Source organism: Kitasatospora sp. NPDC101155 (genome assembly GCF_044768305.1).
Classification (GTDB): Bacteria; Actinomycetota; Actinomycetes; order Streptomycetales; family Streptomycetaceae; genus Kitasatospora.
Window position 1 is genome coordinate 1 of sequence record NZ_JBIWPN010000022.1, and the last position, 21,611, is coordinate 21,611.

The 21,611-nt window shown below is 72.4% G+C and carries 21 protein-coding genes and 1 pseudogene; 5 read left to right on the forward strand and 17 right to left on the reverse strand.

The genetic code is table 11. From position 1 onward, the window contains the following. Positions 1-372: 372 nt before the first annotated feature. Positions 373-969: an MFS transporter gene (locus tag ACIRYZ_RS27980; protein ID WP_402949192.1), complete on the reverse strand. Its 597-nt coding sequence runs from the start codon at positions 967-969 to the stop codon at positions 373-375. A gap of 69 nt (positions 970-1,038) precedes the next feature. Here ACIRYZ_RS27980 and ACIRYZ_RS27985 point away from each other — a divergent pair, with 69 nt between their 5' ends. The 4 genes from ACIRYZ_RS27985 to ACIRYZ_RS28000 all read left to right on the forward strand — a co-directional run bounded on the left by ACIRYZ_RS27985 (position 1,039) and on the right by ACIRYZ_RS28000 (position 6,376). Next, complete coding sequence (locus tag ACIRYZ_RS27985; protein WP_402949194.1) at positions 1,039-1,623, forward strand: glycosyltransferase; 585 nt, start codon at positions 1,039-1,041, stop codon at positions 1,621-1,623. Between the two features lie 112 nt (positions 1,624-1,735). Then, positions 1,736-2,488 (forward strand): SDR family NAD(P)-dependent oxidoreductase, encoded by a 753-nt coding sequence (locus tag ACIRYZ_RS27990; RefSeq protein ID WP_402949196.1) that lies wholly within the window; start codon positions 1,736-1,738, stop codon positions 2,486-2,488. Positions 2,489-2,638: 150 nt separating this feature from the next. Further along, complete coding sequence (locus ACIRYZ_RS27995; protein WP_402949199.1) at positions 2,639-5,416, forward strand: SpoIIE family protein phosphatase; 2,778 nt, start codon at positions 2,639-2,641, stop codon at positions 5,414-5,416. A gap of 288 nt (positions 5,417-5,704) precedes the next feature. Next, positions 5,705-6,376: a phosphatase PAP2 family protein gene (locus tag ACIRYZ_RS28000; protein WP_402949201.1), complete on the forward strand. Its 672-nt coding sequence runs from the start codon at positions 5,705-5,707 to the stop codon at positions 6,374-6,376. A gap of 89 nt (positions 6,377-6,465) precedes the next feature. On the opposite strand, the gene eis is transcribed toward ACIRYZ_RS28000, so the two are convergent. The 10 genes and pseudogenes from eis to ACIRYZ_RS28050 form a co-directional block, all read right to left on the reverse strand. Continuing rightward, positions 6,466-7,641, reverse strand: a complete 1,176-nt coding sequence (gene eis, locus ACIRYZ_RS28005; RefSeq protein ID WP_402949204.1) for an enhanced intracellular survival protein Eis — start codon at positions 7,639-7,641, stop codon at positions 6,466-6,468. Positions 7,642-7,652: 11 nt separating this feature from the next. Continuing rightward, positions 7,653-8,183 (reverse strand): MaoC family dehydratase, encoded by a 531-nt coding sequence (locus tag ACIRYZ_RS28010; protein ID WP_402949207.1) that lies wholly within the window; start codon positions 8,181-8,183, stop codon positions 7,653-7,655. Beyond that, complete coding sequence (locus ACIRYZ_RS28015; protein ID WP_402949209.1) at positions 8,180-9,052, reverse strand: HpcH/HpaI aldolase/citrate lyase family protein; 873 nt, start codon at positions 9,050-9,052, stop codon at positions 8,180-8,182. Before ACIRYZ_RS28015 ends, ACIRYZ_RS28010 begins: the two co-directional genes overlap by 4 nt. Next, a complete protein-coding gene (locus ACIRYZ_RS28020) occupies positions 9,049-9,309 on the reverse strand; it encodes an acyl carrier protein (protein WP_402949445.1) in 261 nt (86 codons plus the stop codon). The genes ACIRYZ_RS28015 and ACIRYZ_RS28020 overlap by 4 nt, the downstream gene beginning before the upstream one ends. A 12-nt stretch (positions 9,310-9,321) precedes the next feature. Beyond that, a pseudogene (gene dmpG, locus ACIRYZ_RS28025) lies at positions 9,322-10,320 on the reverse strand (4-hydroxy-2-oxovalerate aldolase); the annotation flags it as partial. Next, positions 10,317-11,201, reverse strand: a complete 885-nt coding sequence (locus tag ACIRYZ_RS28030) for an acetylating acetaldehyde dehydrogenase (RefSeq protein ID WP_402949212.1) — start codon at positions 11,199-11,201, stop codon at positions 10,317-10,319. The gene ACIRYZ_RS28030 and the pseudogene dmpG, both read right to left, overlap by 4 nt. Before the next feature lie 56 nt (positions 11,202-11,257). Next, positions 11,258-12,052: a 2-keto-4-pentenoate hydratase gene (locus ACIRYZ_RS28035; RefSeq protein WP_402949214.1), complete on the reverse strand. Its 795-nt coding sequence runs from the start codon at positions 12,050-12,052 to the stop codon at positions 11,258-11,260. Further along, positions 12,045-12,788, reverse strand: a complete 744-nt coding sequence (locus tag ACIRYZ_RS28040) for an NUDIX hydrolase (RefSeq protein ID WP_402949217.1) — start codon at positions 12,786-12,788, stop codon at positions 12,045-12,047. Before ACIRYZ_RS28040 ends, ACIRYZ_RS28035 begins: the two co-directional genes overlap by 8 nt. A 109-nt stretch (positions 12,789-12,897) precedes the next feature. After that, the gene (locus ACIRYZ_RS28045; protein WP_402949220.1) at positions 12,898-13,218 is read right to left on the reverse strand and encodes a hypothetical protein; all 321 of its coding nucleotides are present in this window, start codon (positions 13,216-13,218) and stop codon (positions 12,898-12,900) included. A 258-nt stretch (positions 13,219-13,476) separates the two neighbouring features. After that, positions 13,477-13,914, reverse strand: coding sequence for an ATP-binding protein (locus tag ACIRYZ_RS28050; RefSeq protein ID WP_402949221.1), 438 nt, complete (start codon positions 13,912-13,914; stop codon positions 13,477-13,479). A 240-nt stretch (positions 13,915-14,154) separates the two neighbouring features. On the opposite strand from ACIRYZ_RS28050, the gene ACIRYZ_RS28055 reads away from it, so the two are divergent. Continuing rightward, complete coding sequence (locus ACIRYZ_RS28055) at positions 14,155-15,453, forward strand: helix-turn-helix domain-containing protein (RefSeq protein ID WP_402949224.1); 1,299 nt, start codon at positions 14,155-14,157, stop codon at positions 15,451-15,453. On the opposite strand, the gene ACIRYZ_RS28060 is transcribed toward ACIRYZ_RS28055, so the two are convergent. From ACIRYZ_RS28060 to ACIRYZ_RS28085, 6 genes are all read right to left on the reverse strand, one after another. Beyond that, entirely contained in the window at positions 15,421-16,038 is a 618-nt protein-coding gene (locus ACIRYZ_RS28060) for an HAD family hydrolase (protein WP_402949227.1), read from the reverse strand. The genes ACIRYZ_RS28055 and ACIRYZ_RS28060 overlap by 33 nt on opposite strands. 215 nt (positions 16,039-16,253) lie before the next feature. Continuing rightward, positions 16,254-17,579 (reverse strand): glutamate-1-semialdehyde 2,1-aminomutase, encoded by a 1,326-nt coding sequence (locus tag ACIRYZ_RS28065; RefSeq protein WP_402949230.1) that lies wholly within the window; start codon positions 17,577-17,579, stop codon positions 16,254-16,256. Between the two features lie 5 nt (positions 17,580-17,584). After that, complete coding sequence (locus ACIRYZ_RS28070) at positions 17,585-18,133, reverse strand: dTDP-4-dehydrorhamnose 3,5-epimerase family protein (RefSeq protein WP_402949232.1); 549 nt, start codon at positions 18,131-18,133, stop codon at positions 17,585-17,587. Next, positions 18,130-19,350 carry a polysaccharide pyruvyl transferase family protein gene (locus ACIRYZ_RS28075; protein ID WP_402949234.1) on the reverse strand — a complete coding sequence of 407 codons (1,221 nt, stop codon included), beginning with the start codon at positions 19,348-19,350 and terminating at the stop codon, positions 18,130-18,132. Before ACIRYZ_RS28075 ends, ACIRYZ_RS28070 begins: the two co-directional genes overlap by 4 nt. Next, positions 19,347-20,294, reverse strand: a complete 948-nt coding sequence (locus tag ACIRYZ_RS28080; protein WP_402949237.1) for a glycosyltransferase family 2 protein — start codon at positions 20,292-20,294, stop codon at positions 19,347-19,349. Before ACIRYZ_RS28080 ends, ACIRYZ_RS28075 begins: the two co-directional genes overlap by 4 nt. Further along, complete coding sequence (locus tag ACIRYZ_RS28085) at positions 20,291-21,610, reverse strand: hypothetical protein (RefSeq protein WP_402949448.1); 1,320 nt, start codon at positions 21,608-21,610, stop codon at positions 20,291-20,293. The genes ACIRYZ_RS28080 and ACIRYZ_RS28085 overlap by 4 nt, the downstream gene beginning before the upstream one ends. Position 21,611: the final 1 nt, after the last annotated feature.

The window sequence follows — 21,611 nt, forward strand, 5'->3', positions numbered from 1 at the left end:
GAACGTGGGCATATAGACCTGGACCTCAATCGGGTTGGGCCGGGTCGCTCCCCGCCTTGGACCGTGGCCGGACAGGGGCCGAACGGTCGCGGGGGGCGACTCGGCGATGAGCCGTTCACCGGAGGGACAGGAGCCGGTGGGGCTTGTTGCAGCAATTGTTGCCAGGTGGGATCGGTTTCCGACAAGACCCCGTTGTTACGATCCGCTGTCGTAGACCACGGGTTCGCCGGGGCCGGTCGCGGGGCGCGTGGTGTGGTCGATCACCAGGCTGAGCTGGGCGGATGCTGCGGCATGAGGTCGCGGGTGGTGTCGGTGGCGGCCACTATCGCGGGTCGTAGGCCGTTTCCGGTGTGAGCAGGCTCACGGTTTATGTCAGGGTTTGCCCGTTTTGTCCGTCACTGGCCGAGTCGCCGCCCGTGCTCTGAGCGCAGGCGATCTTCCCGGGCTGAGGCCCACGTCACACGCGGATGCGCGCCGCGCTCCGTCACCGTCTCGTGCGTTCTTCGGCAAGGCGAACATCAGGGCGAACATCGCCGCCATGAAGCCGATGACCCAGACGAGGATGCGCTGGAACGCCGTGGAGAATGCCTGGGTGTCCATGGCCGACCCCCGCCCCATCGGGCCGAGCAGGGCCAAGGTCACCAGCGCGCTGCCGATCGCGCTGCCGAGTTGCACGTTGGTACTGGTGAGGCCGGACGCGGAGCCGGCGTCGGCCCGCGGGACGTCCGGTGCCCTCGACTCGCGCAGCCAGCGCCGGCCCGGCAGCAGGCCCGCCGCCCCGACCGGCAGGTTGACCAGGAAGATCGGCCGCCGGCCCAGGCCGCACAGGTCTCCTGCCACGAGCAGCCCGCCCAGCGGGGGTCCGCAGACCCCGGCCAGCCCGACCATCGCCCCGTAGCCGGCGTAGACCCTGCCGCGCTCGTGCGCGGGGAAGGTGACGTGGATGATCGCGACGACCTGAGGCACCATCAGCGCGGCCCGCCCGCTCGCAGGTGTGAGACGACACCTGACGACCCGTCCGCTGCCACGCGGCTTCCCGTGGCTCCGCTACGGGTCGCGATCGCCACCGAGTCCTTCCTGCCCGAGGTCAACGGGGTCACCAACTCGGTGCTCCGGGTACTGGAGCATCTCGACCGAGCCGGTCACGAGGCACTGGTGATCGCCCCGGGGCCCGGCGCCGACGCCTACCGCGGTACCCGTGTGGTGCGGGTGCCCTCGGTGCGGCTGCCCCCGGTCAAGTCACTGCCGATCGGACTGCCCACCCGCAAGGTGTTCACCGCGATCCGTGACTTCCGGCCGGACGTGGTGCACCTGGCCTCCCCGTTCGTGGTGGGGGCCGCCGCCCTGACCGCGGCGCGCAGACTCCGGCTGCCCACGGTCGCGGTGTTCCAGACCGATCTGGTGGGCTACCTTTACCCGGTGGACTCGGTCGACGGGCTGCGCGCGGCCGTCCTGGCGCTCGCGGACGACGACCGCCGCCGCCGATTCGGCGCCGCCGCCCGACGCTCGGTGCTCCACCGGACCTGGCCCGTGCTCTGCGATGAGCTGTTGGTGCACTGTGCCGCGGTGCTCCGGCACGAGGCCGTCCTGGTGCCCGGGCCGCGCGTCAGTACGCGAACGTGAGGGCAGCGCACGGGACCGGCTGCTCGACCTCCCACTCGGACCGGAATGGGCTTTCCGGGCCAGTGGTTGTAGGTCGGTGAAGGTGATTCAAACCGGCTTTCGAGGAGTTCTCATGGCTCCGTCGCTGAATGGTTCGACCGCCCTGGTCACCGGTGCGACCAGTGGCATCGGCCGAGCGGTCGCGCAGGTTCTGGCCGAGCGGGGCGCGCACGTGGTCGTCTCCGGCCGCGATGCCGCCCGTGGAGAGCAGGCCGTGCGGGAGATCCGCGCGGCCGGCGGGAAGGCCGACTTCGTGCAGGCCGACCTGGGCAGTGCGGACGCCGCCCGCCGACTGGCCCGCGAGGCGCGGCGGCTGACCGGCGGCATCGACATCCTGGTCAACAACGCGGGCATCTACCCGTTCGCCGGTACCACCGACACCACCGAGGAGGTCTTCGACCAGGTCTTCGACGTGAACGTCAAGGCGCCCTTCTTCCTGGCCGCCGAGCTGGTCCCCGCCATGGTCGACAAGGGCGGCGGCGCGATCGTCAACGTGAGTTCCCTCGCGGCCGGCAAGGCCGTGGTCGGGGCCACCGCCTACGGTTCGAGCAAGTCCGCGATCAACCAGCTCACCCGGATCTGGGCGGCCGAGTACGGCCCGGCCGGCGTACGGGTCAACGCCGTCCTCCCGGGCGTGACCGAGACCGAAGGCGTGCAGGCCGCGCTCAGCGACGAGGACCGCGGCGAGATCCTCGCCATGACCCCCGCCGGCCGGGCCGGACTGCCCGACGAGGTCGCCGAGGCCGTGGCCTTCCTCGTGTCCGACGCCGCCTCCTACGTCAACGGCGCCCTGCTCACCGTGGACGGCGGGGCGTCCGTCCGCTGACCCCGTGCGCTGCTCCCCGCGCGCCCGCGGTCAGCGGGTGCTCGGGCTGGCCCGGCGGTCCACCCGGCCCTCCAGCGGCTTCGGGTATGCGCATCTCCGGGCCGGGTGGCAGCGTGTAGGTGGGGGGCCGGAAGCGCGGGGACGGCCTGCATGCACACAGTGGACAGCCATGTCACCGGGGGCACGGGACCCGGCGGACCGGGGGAGCACCGGTCCGCCAGGGATCGGTTGCGCTCGCGGCTGCGGGTGCGCAGTGTCGCCGGGCAGGTGTTCCTGTGGCTGCTGGTCGTGGTGGTGCTGCTGGTCGGCGCGGCCCTGACGACGCTCATCCTGCAGGCCCGCAACTACGCCACGAGTGATGCCGTGCACCGCACGCGCGCCGCGGCCGTCACCTTGGCGCAGGTCCCCACGGTGGTGGACGCTCTGGGCAGCGCCGACCCGACCGCGGTGCTGCAGCCGCTGGCCCTGGACATCACGAAGAAGGGCGGCTTCGACTACGTCGTGATCGCCAGCCCCGAGGGGATCCGCTACGCCCAGACCGCCCAGCCCGAGCTGATCGGGCAGCGCCTCATCGGCCCGTACCAGCCGGCCCTCAAGGGGCCGATCACCATCAGCTTCACCGCGCCCATCGGACGGGTCGTGGAGAGCAGCGCGCCGGTCACCAGGCCGGACGGTTCGGTCGCCGGCCTGGTCCAGGTCGGCTACACCGTCGCGCACGCGGGCAGTGCGGTGAGCGGGCAGTTGCCGGTGCTGTTCGGCGGCGCGGTGGCCGCGTTCGCCGTAGGGGCGGGCGGGGCGGTGCTGGTGCGGCGGCGGCTTCGCCGCCAGACGCACGGCCTGGGCCCGGCCGAGATGACGCGGATGTACGACCACCACGACGCGGTTCTGCACGCGGTGCGCGAGGGCGTGCTGATCGTCGGCGGGGACGGGCGGGCGCTGCTGGCGAACGACGAGGCCCGGCGGCTGCTGGAGCTGGCACCGGAGGTGGAGGGGCGGCCGGTCACCGAGCTGGGGCTCGACCCCGGGCTGGCCGAGCTGCTGGTGTCGGGGCGGGCCGCCACCGACGAGGTGCACCTGGCCGAGGACCGGCTGCTCGCCGTCAGCAGCCGCCCCACGGCGCCGTTCGGCGGCGGGCCCGGCAGCGTCGCGACGATCCGGGACACCACCGAGCTGCGGGCGCTGGCCGGGCAGGCCGAGGCGGCGCGGGCCCGGCTGAAACTGCTCTACGACGCCGGGCTGCGGGTCGGCACCACCCTGGACATCGTGCGGACCGCCCAGGAACTGGCGGATGTGGCGGTTCCCCGCTTCGCGGACTTCGTCACGGTCGAGCTGGCCGAGGCGGTGCTGCGCGGAGACGAGCCGCTCCCGGGCACGGGCGTCGCGGGGGGCCCGCGGATCCGCCGGGTGGCCGCCGACGGCATCCGCGAGGACCGGCCGTTCTACCCGGTGGGCTCGCAGATCAGCCCGCTGCCCGGCACACCGGAGGCCACCGCCCTGGGGAGCGGGCGCGCCTCGCTGGTGGCGGACCTGCGCCAGGCACACGCCTGGTGGGCACGCGACCCGCAGACCGCCGACCGGATCCTCGCGTACGGGGTGCACTCGCTGGTCTCCGCGCCGCTCAAGGCGCGCGGCCTGACCCTGGGCACGGTGACTTTCTGGCGTGCGGGGGAGTCCGCACCGTTCGGGCCGGAGGACGTCTCCTTCGCCGAGGAGCTGGTCGCCCGCGCGGCGATGTGCCTCGACAACGCCCGTCGCTACACCCGCGAACACCGGATGGCCGAGGCGCTGCAGCGCAGCCTGCTGCCCCGCGGGCTGCCCGAGCAGAACGCCCTGGCGGTGGCCTACCGCTACCTGCCCGCGCAGCGGGGTGTCGGCGGGGACTGGTTCGACGTCGTCCCGCTGCCCGGCTTCCGCGTGGCCCTGGTCGTCGGCGACGTCGTCGGCCACGGCCTGCACGCCGCCGCCACCATGGGCCGACTGCGCACCGCCGTCCTCAACTTCGCCGCCCTCGACCTGCCCCCGGACGAGCTGCTCGGCCGCCTCGACGAACTGATCGCCCGACTCGACCAGGGCGAGGCAGGGGAGGGAGAGGGTGACATCGAGGGTGAGGGCGAGCTGGCGATCGCGGGCGCCACCTGCCTGTACGTGATCTACGACCCGGTCTCCGGGCACTGCGCCATGGCGCGGGCGGGCCACCCGCCGCCCGCCCTGGTCCGCAGCGACGGCAGCGTGGAGTTCGTCGACCTGCCCGCCGGCCCGCCGCTCGGCGTGGGCGGCCTGCCCTTCGAGAGCACCGAACTCCAGCTGGAACCCGGCACCGCACTGGTGCTCTACACCGACGGACTCGTCACCGGCCGCGAGCGCGACCTGGAGAACGGACTCGCCGCGCTGCACCGTTCCCTGGCCGACGCCCACGCGGACAGGTCCCCGGAGGAGATCTGCCGGGCCGTGTTCGACGCGCTGGTCCCGTCGCGTCCGAGCGACGACATCGCCCTCCTCGTCGCCCGCACGCGACTGCTCGCGCCCGACCAGGTGGCCAGCTGGGACGTGCCCGACGACTTCGCCGCCGTCTCCCGCATCCGCAACGCGTGCACCGACCAGCTGACCGCCTGGGGACTGGAGGAACTGACCTTCACCGCCGAGCTGATCCTCAGCGAGCTGATCACCAACGCCCTCCGCTACGGCGCCCAGCCGATCCACGTGCGCATGCTGCGCGACACCAGCCTGGTCTGCGAGATCTCCGACGCCAGCAGCACCGCCCCCCACCTGCGCTACGCCGCCACCATGGACGAGGGTGGCCGGGGCCTGTTCCTGGTGGCCCAGCTGGCCGAGCGGTGGGGGACCAGGTACACGGCCCGCGGCAAGGTCATCTGGTCGGAGCAACCACTGACCGCACCGGAGTTCCAGTTCGAGGCGATGCTGCTGTAGCCACCGCGGGGTTCTCGCCCGGGTGTTCGCGCGGTGCCGGCACTGCTCGGATGTCGCCGTACGCCAGTACCATGGGTCCGGCTCCGGGGGTGTGGTGAAGCAGGGTGCTGTTCAAGCCCAGTGACTGTCCGTCAGGGGTTTGCCGCGACCGGATTTTCGGTCGGGTCGACAACCGGGAGCGGGTATCCGTGGGGCCGTTGTGGTCGCTGGAGGGTGGGGGGACACGATGGGGGGCTCGCATTGGATCGCCTGGCCGGAGCCCGCGGGTCGACCGGACGTGGTGGGCGTGTGACCGGCCGGCCGGCACCCGCGGTGCTGCCCCCGTCGCTGCGCGGGTGGCTCGGGCTGGTCGCGGCCTTCGCCGCGTTGGTGGTCGCCGGGCTCGGGATCCGGTATGCCGGCGAGGGCGAGCCCGGCCGGGTGGACGCGCGGATCGGGGCGGCGGTGGACGGTGTGGGGCCGCCGTGGCGGTCCGTCGCCCTGGCCATGGACTCCTTGGGGGAGCCGGTGGGAGCCGTGACTCTGGCCGTGGCCGCCGTGGCGGGTTGCCTGGTGCTTCGGCGCCCTCGCGCGGCGGCGTTCGTCGTCGCGGGCGTCGGCACGGCCGTGGGGACGGCCACGTTGCTGAAACACCTGGTGGGACGCACCATCCACGGCGGGAACCTGTCCTACCCGAGCGGGCACACCGCCTTCCTCACCGCGCTCGCCCTCACGGTGGCGATGCTCGCGGCTCGCCGCCGAGGCCGGGGCGGGCTCGGCCTCGGCGGGACGGCCGCCGCCTTGCTCGTACTCGCCGTGGCGCTGGTCGCCGGCGCCGCCATGGGCTGGGCGCAGGTCGCGCTGGGCGCGCACTACCCGACCGACGTCCTCGGCGGCTGGTGCACCGCGCTGGCGGTGATACCGGCGACCGCCTGGCTGGTCGACCGGGTGGCCGACCGGCGGCGGCAGAGCTGGCGGTAGGGCCTGTCCGGCGGATCTTCGCGCGCCCGGCAAGATCCGCCGGACAGGCCCTGGTCAGGCCAGCCGCCGGATCGCCTTCTTCCGTGGGCTCAGAAGTGGTCGGGCAGCCAGGGGGCCTCACCGGCTGTTGCCTTGAGAAGCCCGGCGAGGGCAGCGTCGGAACGGGTGTGGACGCCGGAGAGTCGGGCTGTCTCGGGGCTGCGCCAGCCTCCGGCGTACCACACCGCGAACTGGCCGGTGGTGAAGGTCACGTGGCCTTCGTCCGGGGTGGGGGTGAGGTCGCCGGTGCCGGCGCGGATACGCAGCAGATAGCGGTGGGGCGTCGTGCGGGGGGCTGCTTGCCCGATCTCAATGGGCAGTTCGAGGTCGATGTCGTGGCGCCAGCCGCGCAGGCGTACCGCGCCTTGGGGGTCGAGGATGCGCAGCATCCAGGGGTGCCAGGCTTGGGTGGTGACCTGGTAGCGGTGGAGGCTGTGCAGCAGCAGGGGTGCGGGTGGGAGGGCTCCGCGGCGGAAGTGGATGGTCTCGGTGCGGCTGTAGTGGCGGCCGAGGAAGGCGAGCATCGCGGCGGCGCAGTCGTGGTCGTCTGCCCAGAAGTCGTGGACGGTGAGGTCGGTGCCGTGGCGCTCTCGTCGGTTGGTGGTGAGGGAGAGCCATCCGGCGGTCGGCTGGCCGGAGCGGTGGAAGCGGTAGGTGGTCAGGTTGTTCTTGGCGTTCTTCCAGTCCTGCCACCAGGTGGGGCGTTCGAGGGGAGCGTTCCAGCGGCGGGCGAGGTTCCGTTGCAGGGCGTGGGTGCCCGGTCCGTCGCCGTGTTCAATGTGGAAGTCCCCGGCTGTGAAGGAGCGTTTGAGGTCGTCGGCACGTACGGCGTGGGCGTGGACCAGGGCGGGTGCCTGCCATCCCAGGTGCCGGGCGCGGCCGTTGGAGAGGGTGGAGATGGTGGAGATGACGGCGCCGCGTTCGCGCAGGGGGCGCAGACGTTCGTGGATCATGCGGGCGGCGAGGCGGCCGCCGCGTTCTTCAGGGGCGACGCAGCCGGCGGCGAGGAGGGCGCTGGGGACCGGGGAGCCGCCGAAGTACTGCGGGATGAGCAGGCCGAGGCCGCCGGCGACGACCTTGCCGGAGCGGACGGCGACGCGGATGTCGGCGCGGCCGTGCAGGTGGGTGATGTCGCCGATGGGGTGGCCGAAGCTGCGGGCGGCCAGCTCGTCGTACTCCTGGGTGAGGCTGTCGTCGGCCTGGACGAAGGTGGGTTCGTGATTCATGGCGCGCCCGTCTAGTAGTTGGTGAGGGTGCGGATGGGGTGGGGGTCAATGGGGAGGAGGAAGGCGCGGGTGAAGGAGGTGACCTGCTGGCCGTCCTGGTTGAGGCCGCGGGTGCGGCAGGAGACGACGCCGTTGGCCGGGCGGCTCTTGGAGGGGCGTCGGCCGGTGATCTCTGTTTCGGCGTAGAGGGTGTCGCCGACGAAGACCGGGTGGGTGAACTGCACGTCGGTCAGACCGAGGTTGGCGGTGGTGAGGGCGCTGACGGAGCGGGCGGACATGCCGCCGACGATGGAGAGGGTGAGGGCGCTGCACACGAGGATGCGGCCCCACTCGGTGTGGGTGGCGTAGGCGGCGTCGAGGTGGATGGGGGCGGCGTTGCCGCTGAGCGTGGTAATGAGGGTGTTGTCGGCCTCGGTGACGGTGCGGCCGGGTCGGTGCTCGATGGTCAGGCCCTCGGTGAGGTCGTGGTAGCCGAGTCCGACGACCTCCCGTACCCGGTTCTCGCCGGTGCGGCGGTAGCCCTGCGGCAGGTCGGCGCTCACCGCTGCTGCTCTTGCGGTTCGTCGAGGCCGGCGAGGAGACGGCGCGCCCGGGTGAAGAAGGGGGTGCCGCGCATGTGCCCGTCGACGGAGGTGATGTGGTCGCCGCTGTGCTCGGCGGCGGTGACGATCGCCCGGGCTTCGGCGATCTCGTCGTCGGTGGGGCGGAACGCCTCGGTGATGTGCGGCAGTTGGCGAGGGTGGATGGCGCCCTTGCCGTGGAAGCCGATCCCTTTGGCGCGGTGGGCCTCGGCGGTGAGGCCGGCGGTGTCGTTGAGTTCGAAGTACGGGGTGTCGATGGCGATGAGGCCGGCGGCGGCACAGCTGTTGGCGATGGAGTGCCGGGCGTGGCGCATCGCTTCCCACCCGGTGTGGGTGCCGAGTTCGAGGGCGTAGTCGGCGGACCCGAAGACGGCGCCGGACAGTCGGGGCGCGGCCAGGATCTCGGGGAGGCGGTCGACGGCGCGAGGTGTCTCGATCAGGGCGAAGAGCATCGGGGTGTAGGCGGGGGTGCCGAGGACGGCGGCCAGGAGGGCGATGTCGCGGGCCGTCTCGGTCTTGGGCAGGAGGATCAGGTCGGGCTTGCGGGGGTAGGCGGCGATGGCGGCGAGGTCCTTGGTGCCGTCCAGGGTGGAGAGGGCGTTGACGCGGATGCCCAGGACGCAGCGACCTCCGTCCTGGGCGAAGAACGCCCGGGCGTCACGCCGGGCTTGGTCCTTGGCGTCGGCGGCGACGGAGTCTTCGAGGTCGACCAGCGCGACGTCGGCGTCGCAGGTGAGGGCGGAGGCGTACCGGTCGGCTCGGGTGGCGGGGGTCATGAACCAGGCCGGGCCGAGGCGCCGGTGCGGGGAGAGGGTCATGGCCTCGGTCATCCCTTCTGGCTGGTCGACGTGAAGAAGCGGTTCAGGTTCTCCAGGGTGCGCAGGGCGGTGATCTGGTCCTCGGTGACCGGCTTGCCGAATTCCTCGGTCAGCAGCACGGACAGTTCCACGACGGCCAGGGAGTCCAGACCGATCGCGTCCAGGGTCGCGGCCGGGTCCAAGGCGTCGGGCTCGATCCGCAGTTCGCGTAGCAGGAGGTCGTGGAGGCGGGGGTGGATCGCCGGGGTGGGCTGGTTGTGTTCGGGCATGATGTGCTCCTTGAGCTGGGAGGCCGTTTCGAGGATCAGGTCTTCCTGTCCGGCGACCGCCTGGCGGCGGCCGAGCGCAGCGAACAGGTCGCCGGGGCGGATGCCTTCGCGGGCGGCGACGTCGAGGACACGGGTCTTGAAGCCGGAGAAGACGCCCGCCTGGCCGCTCATCACGGCGACGGAGTCGGTCGTCGGTGGGGCCTTCATCAGCCGCTGCTCGGCGAGGTCGGCGGCCTCGAACAGGGCGTGCTGGTCGATGCCCGTGGTGTAGCCGAGGCGTTCCAGGACCGGGACCAGCGCCTCGATCTGGGTGTTGCCCGCTCCGGCGCCGAACCCGCGAGCGCAGGCGTCGATGATCGTGGCTCCGGCCCGGACGGCGGCGACCGAGTTGGCAGTGGCCATGGTGAGGTTGTTGTGGCCGTGGAAGATGACCGGCAGGTCGACGGCCTCGGTGATCGCGGTGATGCGCGCGGCCACGTCGTGGGGAAGGTAGTGGCCGGCGGAGTCGTAGATCCCGACCGCCTGCGCGCCGAAGCGGGCCAACAGAGCGCATTGCTCGGCCAGTTGGCCGGAGCTGGCCATGTGGCTCATCAGCAGGACACCGTGCGCCTCGACGCCCCACTCGGCGAGCAGACCCAGGTGGCGTTCGGTGACGTCGGCTTCGGTGCAGTGCGCGGCCAGCCGTACGACCTGCGCGCCGGCGCTGACGGCCAGGCGCAGGTCGTCGCCGGTGCCCCACCCGGGGGCCATGAAGACGCCCATGCGGGCGTTGGTGAGGACGTCTCGCACTGCGGCGAGCATCTCGGTGTCGCTCAGTCTCGCCAGGCCGATCTGCAGGGACGAGGCGCCCAGCCCGTTGCCGTGGCCGACCTCGATGACCGGTACGCCAGCCCGGTCGGCCGCAGCGGCGTAAGCGGACAACTGCTCGCGCGAGAGCTGGTGGCCAACGGCGTGGTGGCCGTCGCGCAGGGTGGGGTCGTGGAGCTGGATGCGGGTCGGGGTGCCGGTCATGAGCGGGCTCCTTCGGGGTGGTGGGCGTCTGCGCGCAGCTCGGCCACCTGGATCGCCGCGGCGTTGATGATCTCCAGGTTCCCGGCGTGGGCGGGGATGCGGTCTCCGGTCGCGGTGACCTCCACCGTGGCGGTGACGCGGTCGTGGACCGTCTCCAGGGCGGTCACCGCGTAGCCGGGGGCGAAGGCTCGGACCCGCTGGGCGGCGGCCTGCACGAGCGGAAGGATCGTGGCGGGGTCGGGAGCGTCGACGAGGGCGGTGAGCGTGACGCGGAAGGGCGGTGGCGGGGTTGCGGGGCTGAGGTTGACGAGCACCTTCGCCGTGGGGGCGCCGGTGAAGTGGTGGGCTGCCCGCTGGGTGGTATCGATGTACTCGTCCAGGTTCAGCCGGGTCGCCCGGCCGGCGCTGCGGCCGGCACCGGTGGAAACCAGCTCCACGTAGTGGGGGGTGCGGTGCTGGGCGATGGCGTGCAGGAGCGGGATCGCGGCCTGGCCGCCGCAGCTGATCAGGCTGATGTGGCGCCCGGACGGCGCGTCGGCGCCGTTGACGGTGGGGACGGTCGCCGTGCCGAGGTTGCTGGGGGTCAGGTCGACGAGCAGGGCGCCTGTGGGCTCCAGGTGGTGCCAGTGCTCGGCGTGGGCATCGGCGTTGGAGGCATCGAAGACCACGTCGATGCCGTCGATGGACTCCACCAGTGCGGTGATGCCGCCGGTCGTGGTGAGCAGGCCCGTCTCGGCCGCCCGGGTCAGGCCGAGGTTCTGCCGGTGGCCCGCCACGAGGCGGCATTCCAGCCAGGGCGAGCGGCGGATCCTGTCCAGCAGGTCGAGGCCGATCAGTCCGGCGCCGAGCACGGCGACGCCGATCGTGCGGTGCGAGGGCATGGGGGTGCTCCAGAGGAAGGGAGTGGTGTGAAGGTGCGTGCCAGAGCGGGCCGCGGTCAGGTCGAGCGCAGCAGGACGGCGGGAAGCTGGGGCGAGGACGCCTCGACCAGCGTGCCGGGGCGCAGCGGGATGCTCGCGTGAATCGATCCGGGAAGGACGAGGTCACCAGCGCGCAGGCCGGTGCCGAGGCCGTGGAGGCGGCGGGTCAGCCACAAGAGCGCGTTGATCGGGTCGCCGAGGACGTCTCGGCCGTATCCGGCGCAGGTCAGCTGGTCATCGACGCGGACGGTGACGAAGACCCGGCCCAGGTTCATGTCCGGTTGGAAGGGGACGGGTGCGCCGGTGGTGAATCGGGCGGCGGAGGCGTTGTCGGCGACGCTGTCCTCCAGGGTGATCCCCCAGTTCCCGTACCGAGTGTCGATCACTTCGAGGGCGAGGAACACCTCGGCCACGGCTGCGCGGGCCGCCTGGTCGTCCAGGTCGTCGCCGTGGAGGTCGCGGCCGAGCCGCAGGCCGATCTCGGCTTCGATGCGGGGAGCGAGCAGGCCCGCTGTGGGCAGCTCGCCGCCGCTCGGCAACGCCATGTCCTCCAGGAGGATGCCGGAGTCCGGCTCGCTCACCCCCATCTGCTCCTGCATCGCCGCCGATGTCAGGCCGATCTTGTGACCGACGGGGCACGCCCCTCCGTCCAGGCGGCTGCTGATCGCCGCCGCCTGGATGCGGTACGCCTGCTCCAGTGTCAGCCCGGGACGGCTCTGGGCCAGCGGGGCGGTGGGCAGGCCCGACTGCTCGGCCGCCAGCAGTTCCCCCGCCGCCTCCAGGATCCACCGCGGGGCGCGGGTGTCACTCATGGGTCCTCGCCTGGTAACGGTGGAGCAGGGCTTCGAGGTAGTCCGCCTGCGGGTCCGCCAACCGGGTGGCTGCACCGTCCACGACGGTGATCCGGTCCAGCTCCGGGGTGCGGCCTGCAGCGCTCTCCGCCCGCACCAGCGCCTCGTACCGCTCGCGCACGGTCTGCTGCGGCAGCGGGGGCGCCTCGTAGTGCACGCCGATGTTGCCGTTCTCCCCTCGGGTGACGGCCCACAGCGTCAGGTCCTTGGGCGTCGCGTGCACACCGACCTCCTCGGCCAGCTCCCGGCACGCCTGGCTGCGCAACTCGGTCTCGTCCAGGACTCCGGTACCGACGGGCGGTTCCACGTTGCCGCCGGGCAACTGCCAGCGGCCGGGCGCTGCGGTCGAGGCGGACATGCGGCCCACGACCAGGCCGCCCGCGTCGATCGGCTGCGCGATGGTCACGAACACCGACGACACCCGAGGTGCCCCCGGCACGCGGCGCAGCGCGAAGTGCCGGTAGGTCACGGGGGCCCAGGACAGGACGAGGGTGTCGCCGTCGTACCCGGTGGCGGTGCACACCACCGCCGGGCCGTCGAACAGGTCCGGGTTCGCCTGAACGGCCTTCGCCCACACGTGGTCCATCGCGGCGCGGTGCTCCGGTGAGAGCATCGGCGGGGTCGTCTCCGCCAGGCGTAGCGTGGCGGCTTCGAGGACTTCGAGACGGTCGGAGGGGGTGGGAAGTGAACTGGTCACGGCTGTGGGGTCCTTCCTGGGACGGTGCGCATCTGAACCTTCGTCGTACTCAACGTGTTCGCCTGGAGGAGGTCGTGCACGGGAAGTCAGCGGGGCCGACCTCCTGCGATTACGTGCTGGTTGCGCGAGTGGCGTTGGTGCGGCACTGGGTGAGGGCGTACTTGATGCGCGGGTCCGGATCGGGGGCGGCGGCGAGGAGTTCGCCGGCTCGGACGAGGGTGGTCCAGTACTGGACGGGGTCACCGGTGCGGGGAAGGGGTTGGGCGGCGGCGAGGGAGAGGTAGGCAGTGATGAGGTTGCCCGTGGTGAACCAGCGCCCCAGCCCGTGCTGGTGTCCGGCGCGGATTCCGCCCATGGCGTCGATGGCGGTGAGGAAGAGGTCGACGACCGCCAGCTCGCGGGCACCGAGGTGCTTCGGGACGTCGAACACGCCGAGGGCTTCCAGGAGTTCACCGGTATCGGCCTCGCCACCGGGGGCGGGTCGGCGAGCAGGGCGTCGTAGCAGTCGTTCAGGCGGCGCGTGGTCTCGGCGAGGGGGATGTCGAGGGCGAGGCAGACGGCGCGGGCGGCGGGGAGTGGCTTGCCGCCGCGGCGGGCGAGGAGGGCGTAGGTCTCGGCTGCGGTGGAGCCGCGAGCGAGGGAGTGCCAGGCGAGGGCGGCGAGAGGCGGCTGCATCGACGGCGCGCTTTCAGATGACAGGAACGGGGGTGGGGGCGACGATGACCCAGACGAACTTCCCGATATCGACGGCTTGAGGGCAGCAGCCCCAGCGCTCGGCGAGCTCGTTGACGAGGAAGAGGCCGCGCCCGCGCTCGTTGTCGGTGCTGGAACGGCGGAGAGAGGGACGTCCGCTGCCGGCGTCGTGGACCTCCAGGCGCAGGCGATCGCCGATGAGGGCGAAGCGGATCTCGATGGGGCGGTCGGCGGGTGCGTCGGAGTGCTGGACGGCGTTGGCGAACAGCTCGCCGAGGAGGAGTTCGGCCACATCGCGGTAGCGATCACCCGCGGGAAGGCCGGCGAGGTACGCCCGGAGGAGGTGCCGCGCGAGGGGCGTCAAGTCCGCGCGGGAGTCGAGGCGCACGGCGAACGAGCAGGGGCGGCGGGCCGCAGAGCAGGTTTTGAGCATGGCGAAGTACCTCAGAACGGTATCCCGGTGGGAGGCATGGGCATGGCTTCCGCTGCCCCACACTGACGTGAACTCAGGCAGGCGCGGACGGACCGGTGCACGCCGGGGTCAACGCTCCGGCTCCAGGCGACCAGACGGCAACGACTGCGATCTGTACGGGATCGATCACACACCGCCAGCGCTGTGGAGACAATGCTGTGGCACGATCCAAAAGCGATCCCATCCCCGAGGAGCGCCTTGATGCCCGATCAACTGCGTCACGATATGAGGCAAGCCCGCCGCGCTTCCGGCATGAACTGGGCCGAGTTCGCCCGTGCGAGCGGGTTCGGTGTGGCGTACCTGCGCAACGTGGAGAACGGCAACCGCCGGGTGACCGAGTCGGTGGCCGCCGCCTACGACAGAGTCCTCGCCACAGGCGGAGACTTCGCCGCCGCCCTTGCGGATACCGCAGTTGTGGAGGTTTCTTGGAACCGGGCCGGAGCGACTCTGGCGGTTCTCACGAGCCTGATGGAAGGAAGACGAGTGGATCGCCGAGGGTTCCTCGCTGCCGGCGTTGCCCTGACAGCGTCAACGGACAACTGGGTCACGGCCATCGGGCGCACTCTCCTGGAGCCACGGGCCAGGCATGTGGACGGCTCGTCCCTGATGGCAGGTTTGGAGGGCCGGCTCAATCTCCTGCGCCGCGTGGATGACGAGCTCGGCAGCGGCGAGGTCTTCACGGCCGCGCGCAGCGACCTTGCCCTGGCAGTGGCAGCGATCAAGTCCGGGCGCTACAAGGGCGACCACCTGTCGCGCTTGTACGCGATCACCACCGAGGCCGCCCGCCAGGTCGGCTGGGCGGCCTTCGATCAGGGCCGCGTCGGCCTCGCCCAGTCCTACTTCGATGTCTCCTTGCGGGCCTCCGCCGAGTGCGGCGATGTGATCGCCGGCGCCTACACGCTGTCCTTCGCCGCCATTCAGTGCTACTCCTCCCCCGGCCTGGCCGGCCGGGCGGTGTCGTTCGTGGACACAGCCCGGACCCAGGTGCGCGGCCGTAGCACCCCGCGGATGGAGGCGATGCTCGCCGCCCGCGCCGCCCGCGCGTGGTCGAAGGACGGAGCGAGGAAGGAGACCAAGCACCAGCTTCACCTGGCACACGCAGCGCTGGACAAGGGACGGCGCGAGGACGACCCCGGTTTCCTCTACTGGGTGGACTACGGCGAGATCGAGATGATCGCCGGCTCCTCCGCTCTGGAACTGGGAGACCCTGCCGAGGCCCTGCGGCGGTTCGAGGCTGGCATGCAGGCGTACCCGGGTGACGAGCAGTACCCCCGCAGCCACGCCATCTACCTCGCCCGCGCCGCGGAGGCACACCTCGCACTGCACGACCTGGACGCGGCCGTGGCAACGGGCCGGCACGCCGCCGCCTGCCTCGGAGCGGTCGACTCCGCGCGCTCCGAATCCCAACTGCGGGGTCTGCGCGAGAAACTGGCTCCGCACACCGCCCACGCAGGAGTCCGCGACTTCCTAGAAGCCGGGCAGGCGCAGGAGCTCGCGTAGCCGCCGGACGACCACGTCCTCGTCCAGCCCCAGCAAAGGGGTGAAGCCGAGCCGCTGGGCGGCGACGAGGTTCTCCTCACTGTCGTCCACGAACAGGCACTCCTCGGCGCTGACACCGAGGCGCTCCAGTACGGCCTGAAACGCCTCGGGTTCGGGCTTGCGGACACCATGCTCCGCCGACAGCACCACCGCATCGAAGGTGCCGTGCAGGTCGAAACCCGCGTACGGGTCGTAGGGCTGCCGCCCGAGGCTGTTGGACAGTACCGCCGTCCGCACCCCCGCCCCACGGGCCTGCCGCGCGACCTGAAGAACCTGGTACGCCGGAAAAGCGTCGTGAAGGCACCTCGCCAGCAGGTTGTCCGGCTTCACGCCCATCAGGGCCGCGAACCCGGTGTTCCAGTCCTCCTGGCTGATCCGGCCGAGTTCGAGATTCTGGAAGAGGTCTTGCCCCCGGGGGTCGGACCAGGCACGCAGGAACGTCCCCGGGGCGATCCGCTCCCGGTTCTCGAACCACGTGATGACCTCGACCATGTTCGACGTCAGGACGCCGAAGAAGTCGAAGACCACCGCACGAAACGAAGTCACTGCAGCTCGCTCCATCCGCACAGCGTACGGCCGCTTCCGGCTGGTTGTACCGACGTTTGGTCACGTCCGGCGACGCGCCCGCGTTCTTTCGGGCTGGGCGCAGGTCACGCGGAGCACGCGCTACCCGACCGACGTGCTGGGTGGGTGGTGCACCGCGCTGGCGGTGGTACCGGCGGCCGCCTGGCTCGTCGATCGGGTAGTGGAGAAGCGGTGATTCAGGCGCGGCGCCGGAACACCGGCTTCACCGGGCGGCCGCCCAGCCAGGGGGTGGGGTCGCCGGCGTCCAGGGCCTTGCGGTACACCGCGCAGGCCGCCGCCACCGCGTCGACGGTGTGGGCGATGTCGGCCTCGGTGAGTGCACTGCTCACCACGAACGACGGGGCCAGCACTCCGCCCGTGAGGAGCTGGCGCAGGAACAGGGTGCGGTACTGCTGCGACGGCTGCCGGTTCTCGTCGAGAGTGGCGAAGACCAGGTTGCTGGCCCGGCCCCGGACGACGAGGTGGTCACCGACGCCCGTGCAGGCGGTGGCCTCGCGGACGCCTGCGGCCAGCTGCTCGCCGAGGGCGTGCAGCCGGGCGGTGATGCCCTCCGCGACGTAGGTGGCCTGCACGGCCATCGCGGCGGCCAGCGCGTGGGTCTCCGCGCCGTGGGTGGTGGAGAGCAGGAACACCCGGTCGCCGTCCCCGCGCAGCCCGCCGCGCTCCATCAGGTCGCGGCGCCCGGCCAGCGCCGAGACGGCGAAGCCGTTGCCAAGGGCCTTGCCGAAGGTGGAGAGGTCGGGGACGACGCCGTACAGGCCCTGGGCGCCGGCCTCGGACCAGCGCAGGCCGGTGATCATCTCGTCGAAGATCAGCACGCAGCCGTGCCGGTCGGCGAGTTCGCGCAGGCCGGCGAGGTAGCCGGGGGCGGGCTCGGTGTGGCCGGCGGGTTCGAGGATCAGGCAGGCGATCTCACCCCGGTGGCGGGTGAGCAGTTCGTCGGTCCCGGCCAGGTCCCCGTAGGGGAAGGAGACGGTGAGGTCGGTGATCGCCGAAGGGATGCCGGCGTCCATCGGCGTGGTGCCGATGAACCAGTCGTCGACGGAGAAGAACGGGTGGTCGGCGCAGATCGCCACCAGCGCGCGCCCGGTGACGGCGCGGGCGAGGCGGACGGCGGCGGTGGTGACGTCGGAGCCGTTCTTCGCGAACTTCACCATCTCGGCGGTGGGCACGGTGGCCAGGAAGCGTTCGGCGGCCTCGAGTTCGAGGAGGGACGGCCGGACGAAGTTGCTGCCGCGGTCGAGTTCCCGCCGCACGGCCTCGGTCACCCGGGGGTGGGCGTGGCCGAGGCTGACCGAGCGCAGCCCGGAGCCGTACTCGACGTAGCGGTTGCCGTCGACGTCCCACACGTGGGCACCGCGGCCGTGGCTGATGACCGGGGCGAGGTGCTCGGGGTACTGGTCGTCGCCCTTGGCGTAGGTGTGTGCGCCGCCGGGGATCAGGGCGTGCAGCCGCTCGTTGACTGCCCGGGACTTGGGGAGCTGGAAGTCGTCAACGGCCATGGGGATCAGTTCTCCTCAGAACGCAGGACCTCGGCGAGGCTCGGTGCCTCCCGGTCCCGCTCGGACATCGACAGGGCCGGCAGCGGCCAGGGGATGGCGAGCTCCGGGTCGTCGAAGGCGATCGTCACGTCCTCGGCCGGGTCGTGCGGGCGGTCGATCCGGTACGAGACGTCGGCGTCGGTCAGCGCCTGGAAGCCGTGCGCGCACCCCGCCGGGATGTACACGCTGACCTGCGTCTCGCCGGACAACTCGAAGAAGGCCGCGTTGCGGTAGGTCGGCGAGTCCGGGCGCAGGTCCACGACGACGTCGAAGACCTCCCCGTACGAGCAGCGCACCAGTTTGGCCTCGCCGGCGCCGGAGCGCAGGTGCATTCCGCGCAGCACGCCCTTCACTGAGCGGGACACGCTGTGCTGGACGAAGGCGTTCGGGTCGAGGCCCACCGAGCGGAGCACCTCGGCGTCGAAGGTGCGGCAGAAGAAGCCGCGTTCGTCGGCGTACGGCGTTGGTTCGAACAGGTAGGCGCCGGCGATCGCCGGGACTTCGGTCACCTTCATGAGGTCTCCCGTGGGGCGTGGTCGGCGGCCGGGAAGACGGCCGCGGTCAGGGCGGTGAACTGGTGATCGAGGCGCCGGCCGGCCGCCAGGTTGCGCTCGGCGAGGGTCTGCCGCAGCTCCGCCGACCGCTTCTCCAGCTCCCGGAACTGTTCGATCAGCCGGTCGGCGTCGGCCTCGCGCGCCGGGTGGCAGTACGTGTCCAGCCCCATCTGGGCCATCAGGGCGTCGCTCTTCGCCGCGTAGCTCAGGGCGAGCGTCGGGGTGCCGACCTTCAGCGCGCAGACCAGATTGTGGTACCTGGTCGCCACCACGGTGTCGGCGGCTGCCGTCTCCTCCATCAGCTCGGCCAGCGAGGCCGCCTGGGAGGCGGTTACCAGCGGGGAGTCCACCGCCTCGATGATCGCGGCGACCACCGTCGCGTCGACCTCGTCACCGGTGAGCAGCCGCACCGGCCGGCCGTCCTCGACCAGCGCGCGGACGAAGCGGGTCGTCCCGTCGAGGTAGCGCCGGTGGATCTCCTCGGCCCGGGCGCGGTCGTCGTTGCCGCCGTGGAAGTCCATGACGCCGACGCAGACCCGCCCGTCCGAGGGAACCGAAGCGGGCGGCGTCGGCAGGGAGAAGGCGAGGTCCGGGTAGACCTCGTCCCGCGCGACGTCCACGCCCATGTCCCGCATCGCGTCGCGGGACAGGGCGTCCCGGTACGAGCGGTAGGCGGCCAGCCGTGCCGACCGGCGCACCAGGGCCCGGGTGGCCCGGTCGCGGATCGGGGCGGCGCCGACGCCCACGAGCGCGACCTTGGTGCCGAACAGCCGGCCGGAGGCGCACAGCAGGAACAGCGCGTACGGGAAGCCCCACGGCCGCAGCGGCAGGGTGGCCTCCAGGACGCCCATGCCCGGGACGATCACCACGTCGTGCCGGCGCACCCAGGCGGCGGTGCGCACGGCGTCGACGAGCTTGCCCAGCCCCTTGCCGAGGATCGCGCCCGCCCGCGAGGCGGTGCGGTACTCCCCGCGGTACCAGTGCAGCCGCGTCGCGGGGATGCGGTACCGGGCGGTGACGACCTCGGGCCCGCCGCAGAGCGCGTCCACGACGGCCTCCGGGTGCTCGGTGCGCAGGTAGCCGAGCACGGCCTCCAGCGACCCGTCGTTGCCGAGGTTGCCGGAGCCGAGCAGGCCGAACACCCCGACGCGCACGGGGGTTCGGTCCCCGGAGGTCATGCCCGCCTCCCCTCGCGTCCGGCCACCAGGTCGTCCACGGAGACCGTGAGCGAGGCCGGCTCGACCGGAGCGCGGTCCTCGACCCGCTCGCCGGCGCCCGGCCGCACCCGGCTGGTCATCCACGAGACCAGGTGGCGGCGGCACGCGCGCCGGTCGTCCAGGGACAGCGGCGCCCGCCGGATCGCCGAGGCGAAGCCCCAGACGTACTCGGCGAGCAGACGCGGCGTCGGGTGCAGCGGGCCCGCCCGGCGCGGGTCCAGGTTGACGCACCGGGAGCGCTTGGAGGGGTTCGCCCGTTCGGCGCGGGTGGGGTGGTCACGGCGGAAGTACAGCAGCTCCGGCACCTGGTGGAAGGGCCCGTGCAGGGTGATCTCGGCGACGAACGTGCGGTCCGCGTGGTGGTAGCTGTCGTGCGGCTTCACCCGGCGCAGCACGTCGGCCCGCATCACCCCGTAGAAGTCGTCGCCACCGGGCTCGAACAGCAGGCTGCGGAAGCGTTCCGGCGCGTACGGCGAGTCGGTGGCGAGCCCGTACTCGTAGGGGACCTTCACCCGGCTGTTCTCGTCGATGACCGCCTGGCCGGAGTGCGCGAGGATCACCTCCGGCCGTTCGTCCAGCGCCTCCACGCAGCGCAGCAGGAGGTCCCGGGCGTACAGGTCGTCGTGCGAGGCCCACTTGAACAGCTCGCCGCGGCACTGGGTGAAGACGTAGTTGTGGTTCGGCGCGGCGCCGATGTTCCGGGGCAGCCGCAGGTACCGGATGCGCGAGTCCCGCGCGGCGTACTTGCGGCAGATGTCCTGGGTCGCGTCGGTCGAGGCGTTGTCGGTGATGACCAGCTCGAAGTCCTCGTAGGTCTGGCCGAGCAGGGCGTCGAGCGACTCGGCGAGGTACTCCTCGCCGTTGTAGACGGGCAGCCCGATGCTCAACCGGGGAACGGCGGTCATGGCGTCCTCACTTCGGGGATGACTGCGGTGGTACTCACATTGCGGTGGTGCTCGCGCAGGGCGGCTCGCAGCTGCAGCCACCACACCGCCGAGCCGCAGGCGGTCGCCGAGGCGACGCCCCAGGCGGAGCCGACCGTGCCGGCCAGGGCCGCCCCGCCGAGCCCGCCGCCGAGGTAGCAGGCGGAGGCGAACAGCTGGCAGCGCAGGCTGCGCCGGGCCGCGGCGAGCGCGCGCAGCCCGGCCGCCGCGCCGCTGCCGAGGCCCGCGCCGGCGACGCCGAGCGTGGCGGGCAGGATGAGCTGCGAGGCGGTGTGCCAGACGTCGCCGAGGACGAGCTCGCCGACCCGGTCCGGCATCAGCAGCAGCGCGGTGCCCCACAGCAGCGCGGCGCCGGCCTGCCCGCCGCCCAGCAGGAAGCAGAACCGGCCGAGCCGGTGAGGCGTCCGGCGCAGCACCCGGGCCGCCTCCGCCACGGTGACCAGGGACAGCCCCATCAGCAGAGCCAGGAACGGGCCTTGCAGGAGTTCGGCGCCCCGGACGGCGCCCACCGCGCCGACCCCGGCGATCGCGCCGAGCCCGTACGCGCGCAGCTGGCCGGCGCCGCTGAGGCTGACGTTCTCGACCAGGTACCGGGAGCCGAGGTCGCGTTGCTCGCGCAGCCACCCGCGGGCTTCGGTCACCCGGGGTCGGACGCCGGACTGGAGGAAGCCGTACCCGGCCGCCGCTGCCGCGGCTGCGCCCCAGGCCAGCAGGAAGGCGGCCACGGTGCCCACCCGGGCTGCCACCACCATGGCCGGGACGAGCGCGACGCCCTGCACGAGGTCGTTGGCGAACGCCTTCTGCCCGGTGCCGGCGGCGAAGAACGCGAACCGCCGGGAGTCCTGGAGCAGCAGCGCCGGCAGGGCGACGCCGAGGCAGGCGAACGCCGGCCCCACGTCGCCGCCGAGGCCGAGCCCGACCAGCAGGCACACCGCGCCGAGGGTGGTGCCGACGGCGAGGGCGGCCCCCGAGGACCGGGCCGCCGCCGCGCGCCAGGCGGCCTCCGGCACGCCGCTGAAGCGCACCATGAGCGGGTCGGTGGCCAGCCCGCGGGAGACGTTGAGCACCACGCCGTAGGTCAGCCAGGCCAGGCTGAACACGCCGAACGCGTGCACCCCCAGCTCGCGGGCGACGTAGATGCCCACCGCGAAGTTGATCATGCTGGTGACCGCCTGGTCGGCCAGCCCCCAGGACACCCGGCTGAGGACGCCCCGCTTGGCGGACCGCTGGGCGGGCGGGTCCGTCGGGGAAACCGTCTTCACCCCCTCGGTGGTCATC

Bases quoted from the DNA above. Each gene is read 5' to 3' on its own strand.
- ACIRYZ_RS27980 (WP_402949192.1), bottom strand. From the start codon at position 969: ATGGTGCCTCAGGTCGTCGCGATCATCCACGTCACCTTCCCCGCGCAC.
- ACIRYZ_RS27990 (WP_402949196.1), top strand. From the start codon at position 1,736: ATGGCTCCGTCGCTGAATGGTTCGACCGCCCTGGTCACCGGTGCGACC.
- ACIRYZ_RS27995 (WP_402949199.1), top strand. From the start codon at position 2,639: ATGCACACAGTGGACAGCCATGTCACCGGGGGCACGGGACCCGGCGGA.
- eis (WP_402949204.1), bottom strand. From the start codon at position 7,641: ATGAATCACGAACCCACCTTCGTCCAGGCCGACGACAGCCTCACCCAG.
- ACIRYZ_RS28015 (WP_402949209.1), bottom strand. From the start codon at position 9,052: ATGACCGAGGCCATGACCCTCTCCCCGCACCGGCGCCTCGGCCCGGCC.
- ACIRYZ_RS28020 (WP_402949445.1), bottom strand. From the start codon at position 9,309: ATGCCCGAACACAACCAGCCCACCCCGGCGATCCACCCCCGCCTCCAC.
- ACIRYZ_RS28030 (WP_402949212.1), bottom strand. From the start codon at position 11,201: ATGCCCTCGCACCGCACGATCGGCGTCGCCGTGCTCGGCGCCGGACTG.
- ACIRYZ_RS28035 (WP_402949214.1), bottom strand. From the start codon at position 12,052: ATGAGTGACACCCGCGCCCCGCGGTGGATCCTGGAGGCGGCGGGGGAA.
- ACIRYZ_RS28050 (WP_402949221.1), bottom strand. From the start codon at position 13,914: ATGCTCAAAACCTGCTCTGCGGCCCGCCGCCCCTGCTCGTTCGCCGTG.
- ACIRYZ_RS28055 (WP_402949224.1), top strand. From the start codon at position 14,155: ATGCCCGATCAACTGCGTCACGATATGAGGCAAGCCCGCCGCGCTTCC.
- ACIRYZ_RS28065 (WP_402949230.1), bottom strand. From the start codon at position 17,579: ATGGCCGTTGACGACTTCCAGCTCCCCAAGTCCCGGGCAGTCAACGAG.
- ACIRYZ_RS28070 (WP_402949232.1), bottom strand. From the start codon at position 18,133: ATGAAGGTGACCGAAGTCCCGGCGATCGCCGGCGCCTACCTGTTCGAA.
- ACIRYZ_RS28075 (WP_402949234.1), bottom strand. From the start codon at position 19,350: ATGACCTCCGGGGACCGAACCCCCGTGCGCGTCGGGGTGTTCGGCCTG.
- ACIRYZ_RS28080 (WP_402949237.1), bottom strand. From the start codon at position 20,294: ATGACCGCCGTTCCCCGGTTGAGCATCGGGCTGCCCGTCTACAACGGC.
- ACIRYZ_RS28085 (WP_402949448.1), bottom strand. From the start codon at position 21,610: ATGACCACCGAGGGGGTGAAGACGGTTTCCCCGACGGACCCGCCCGCC.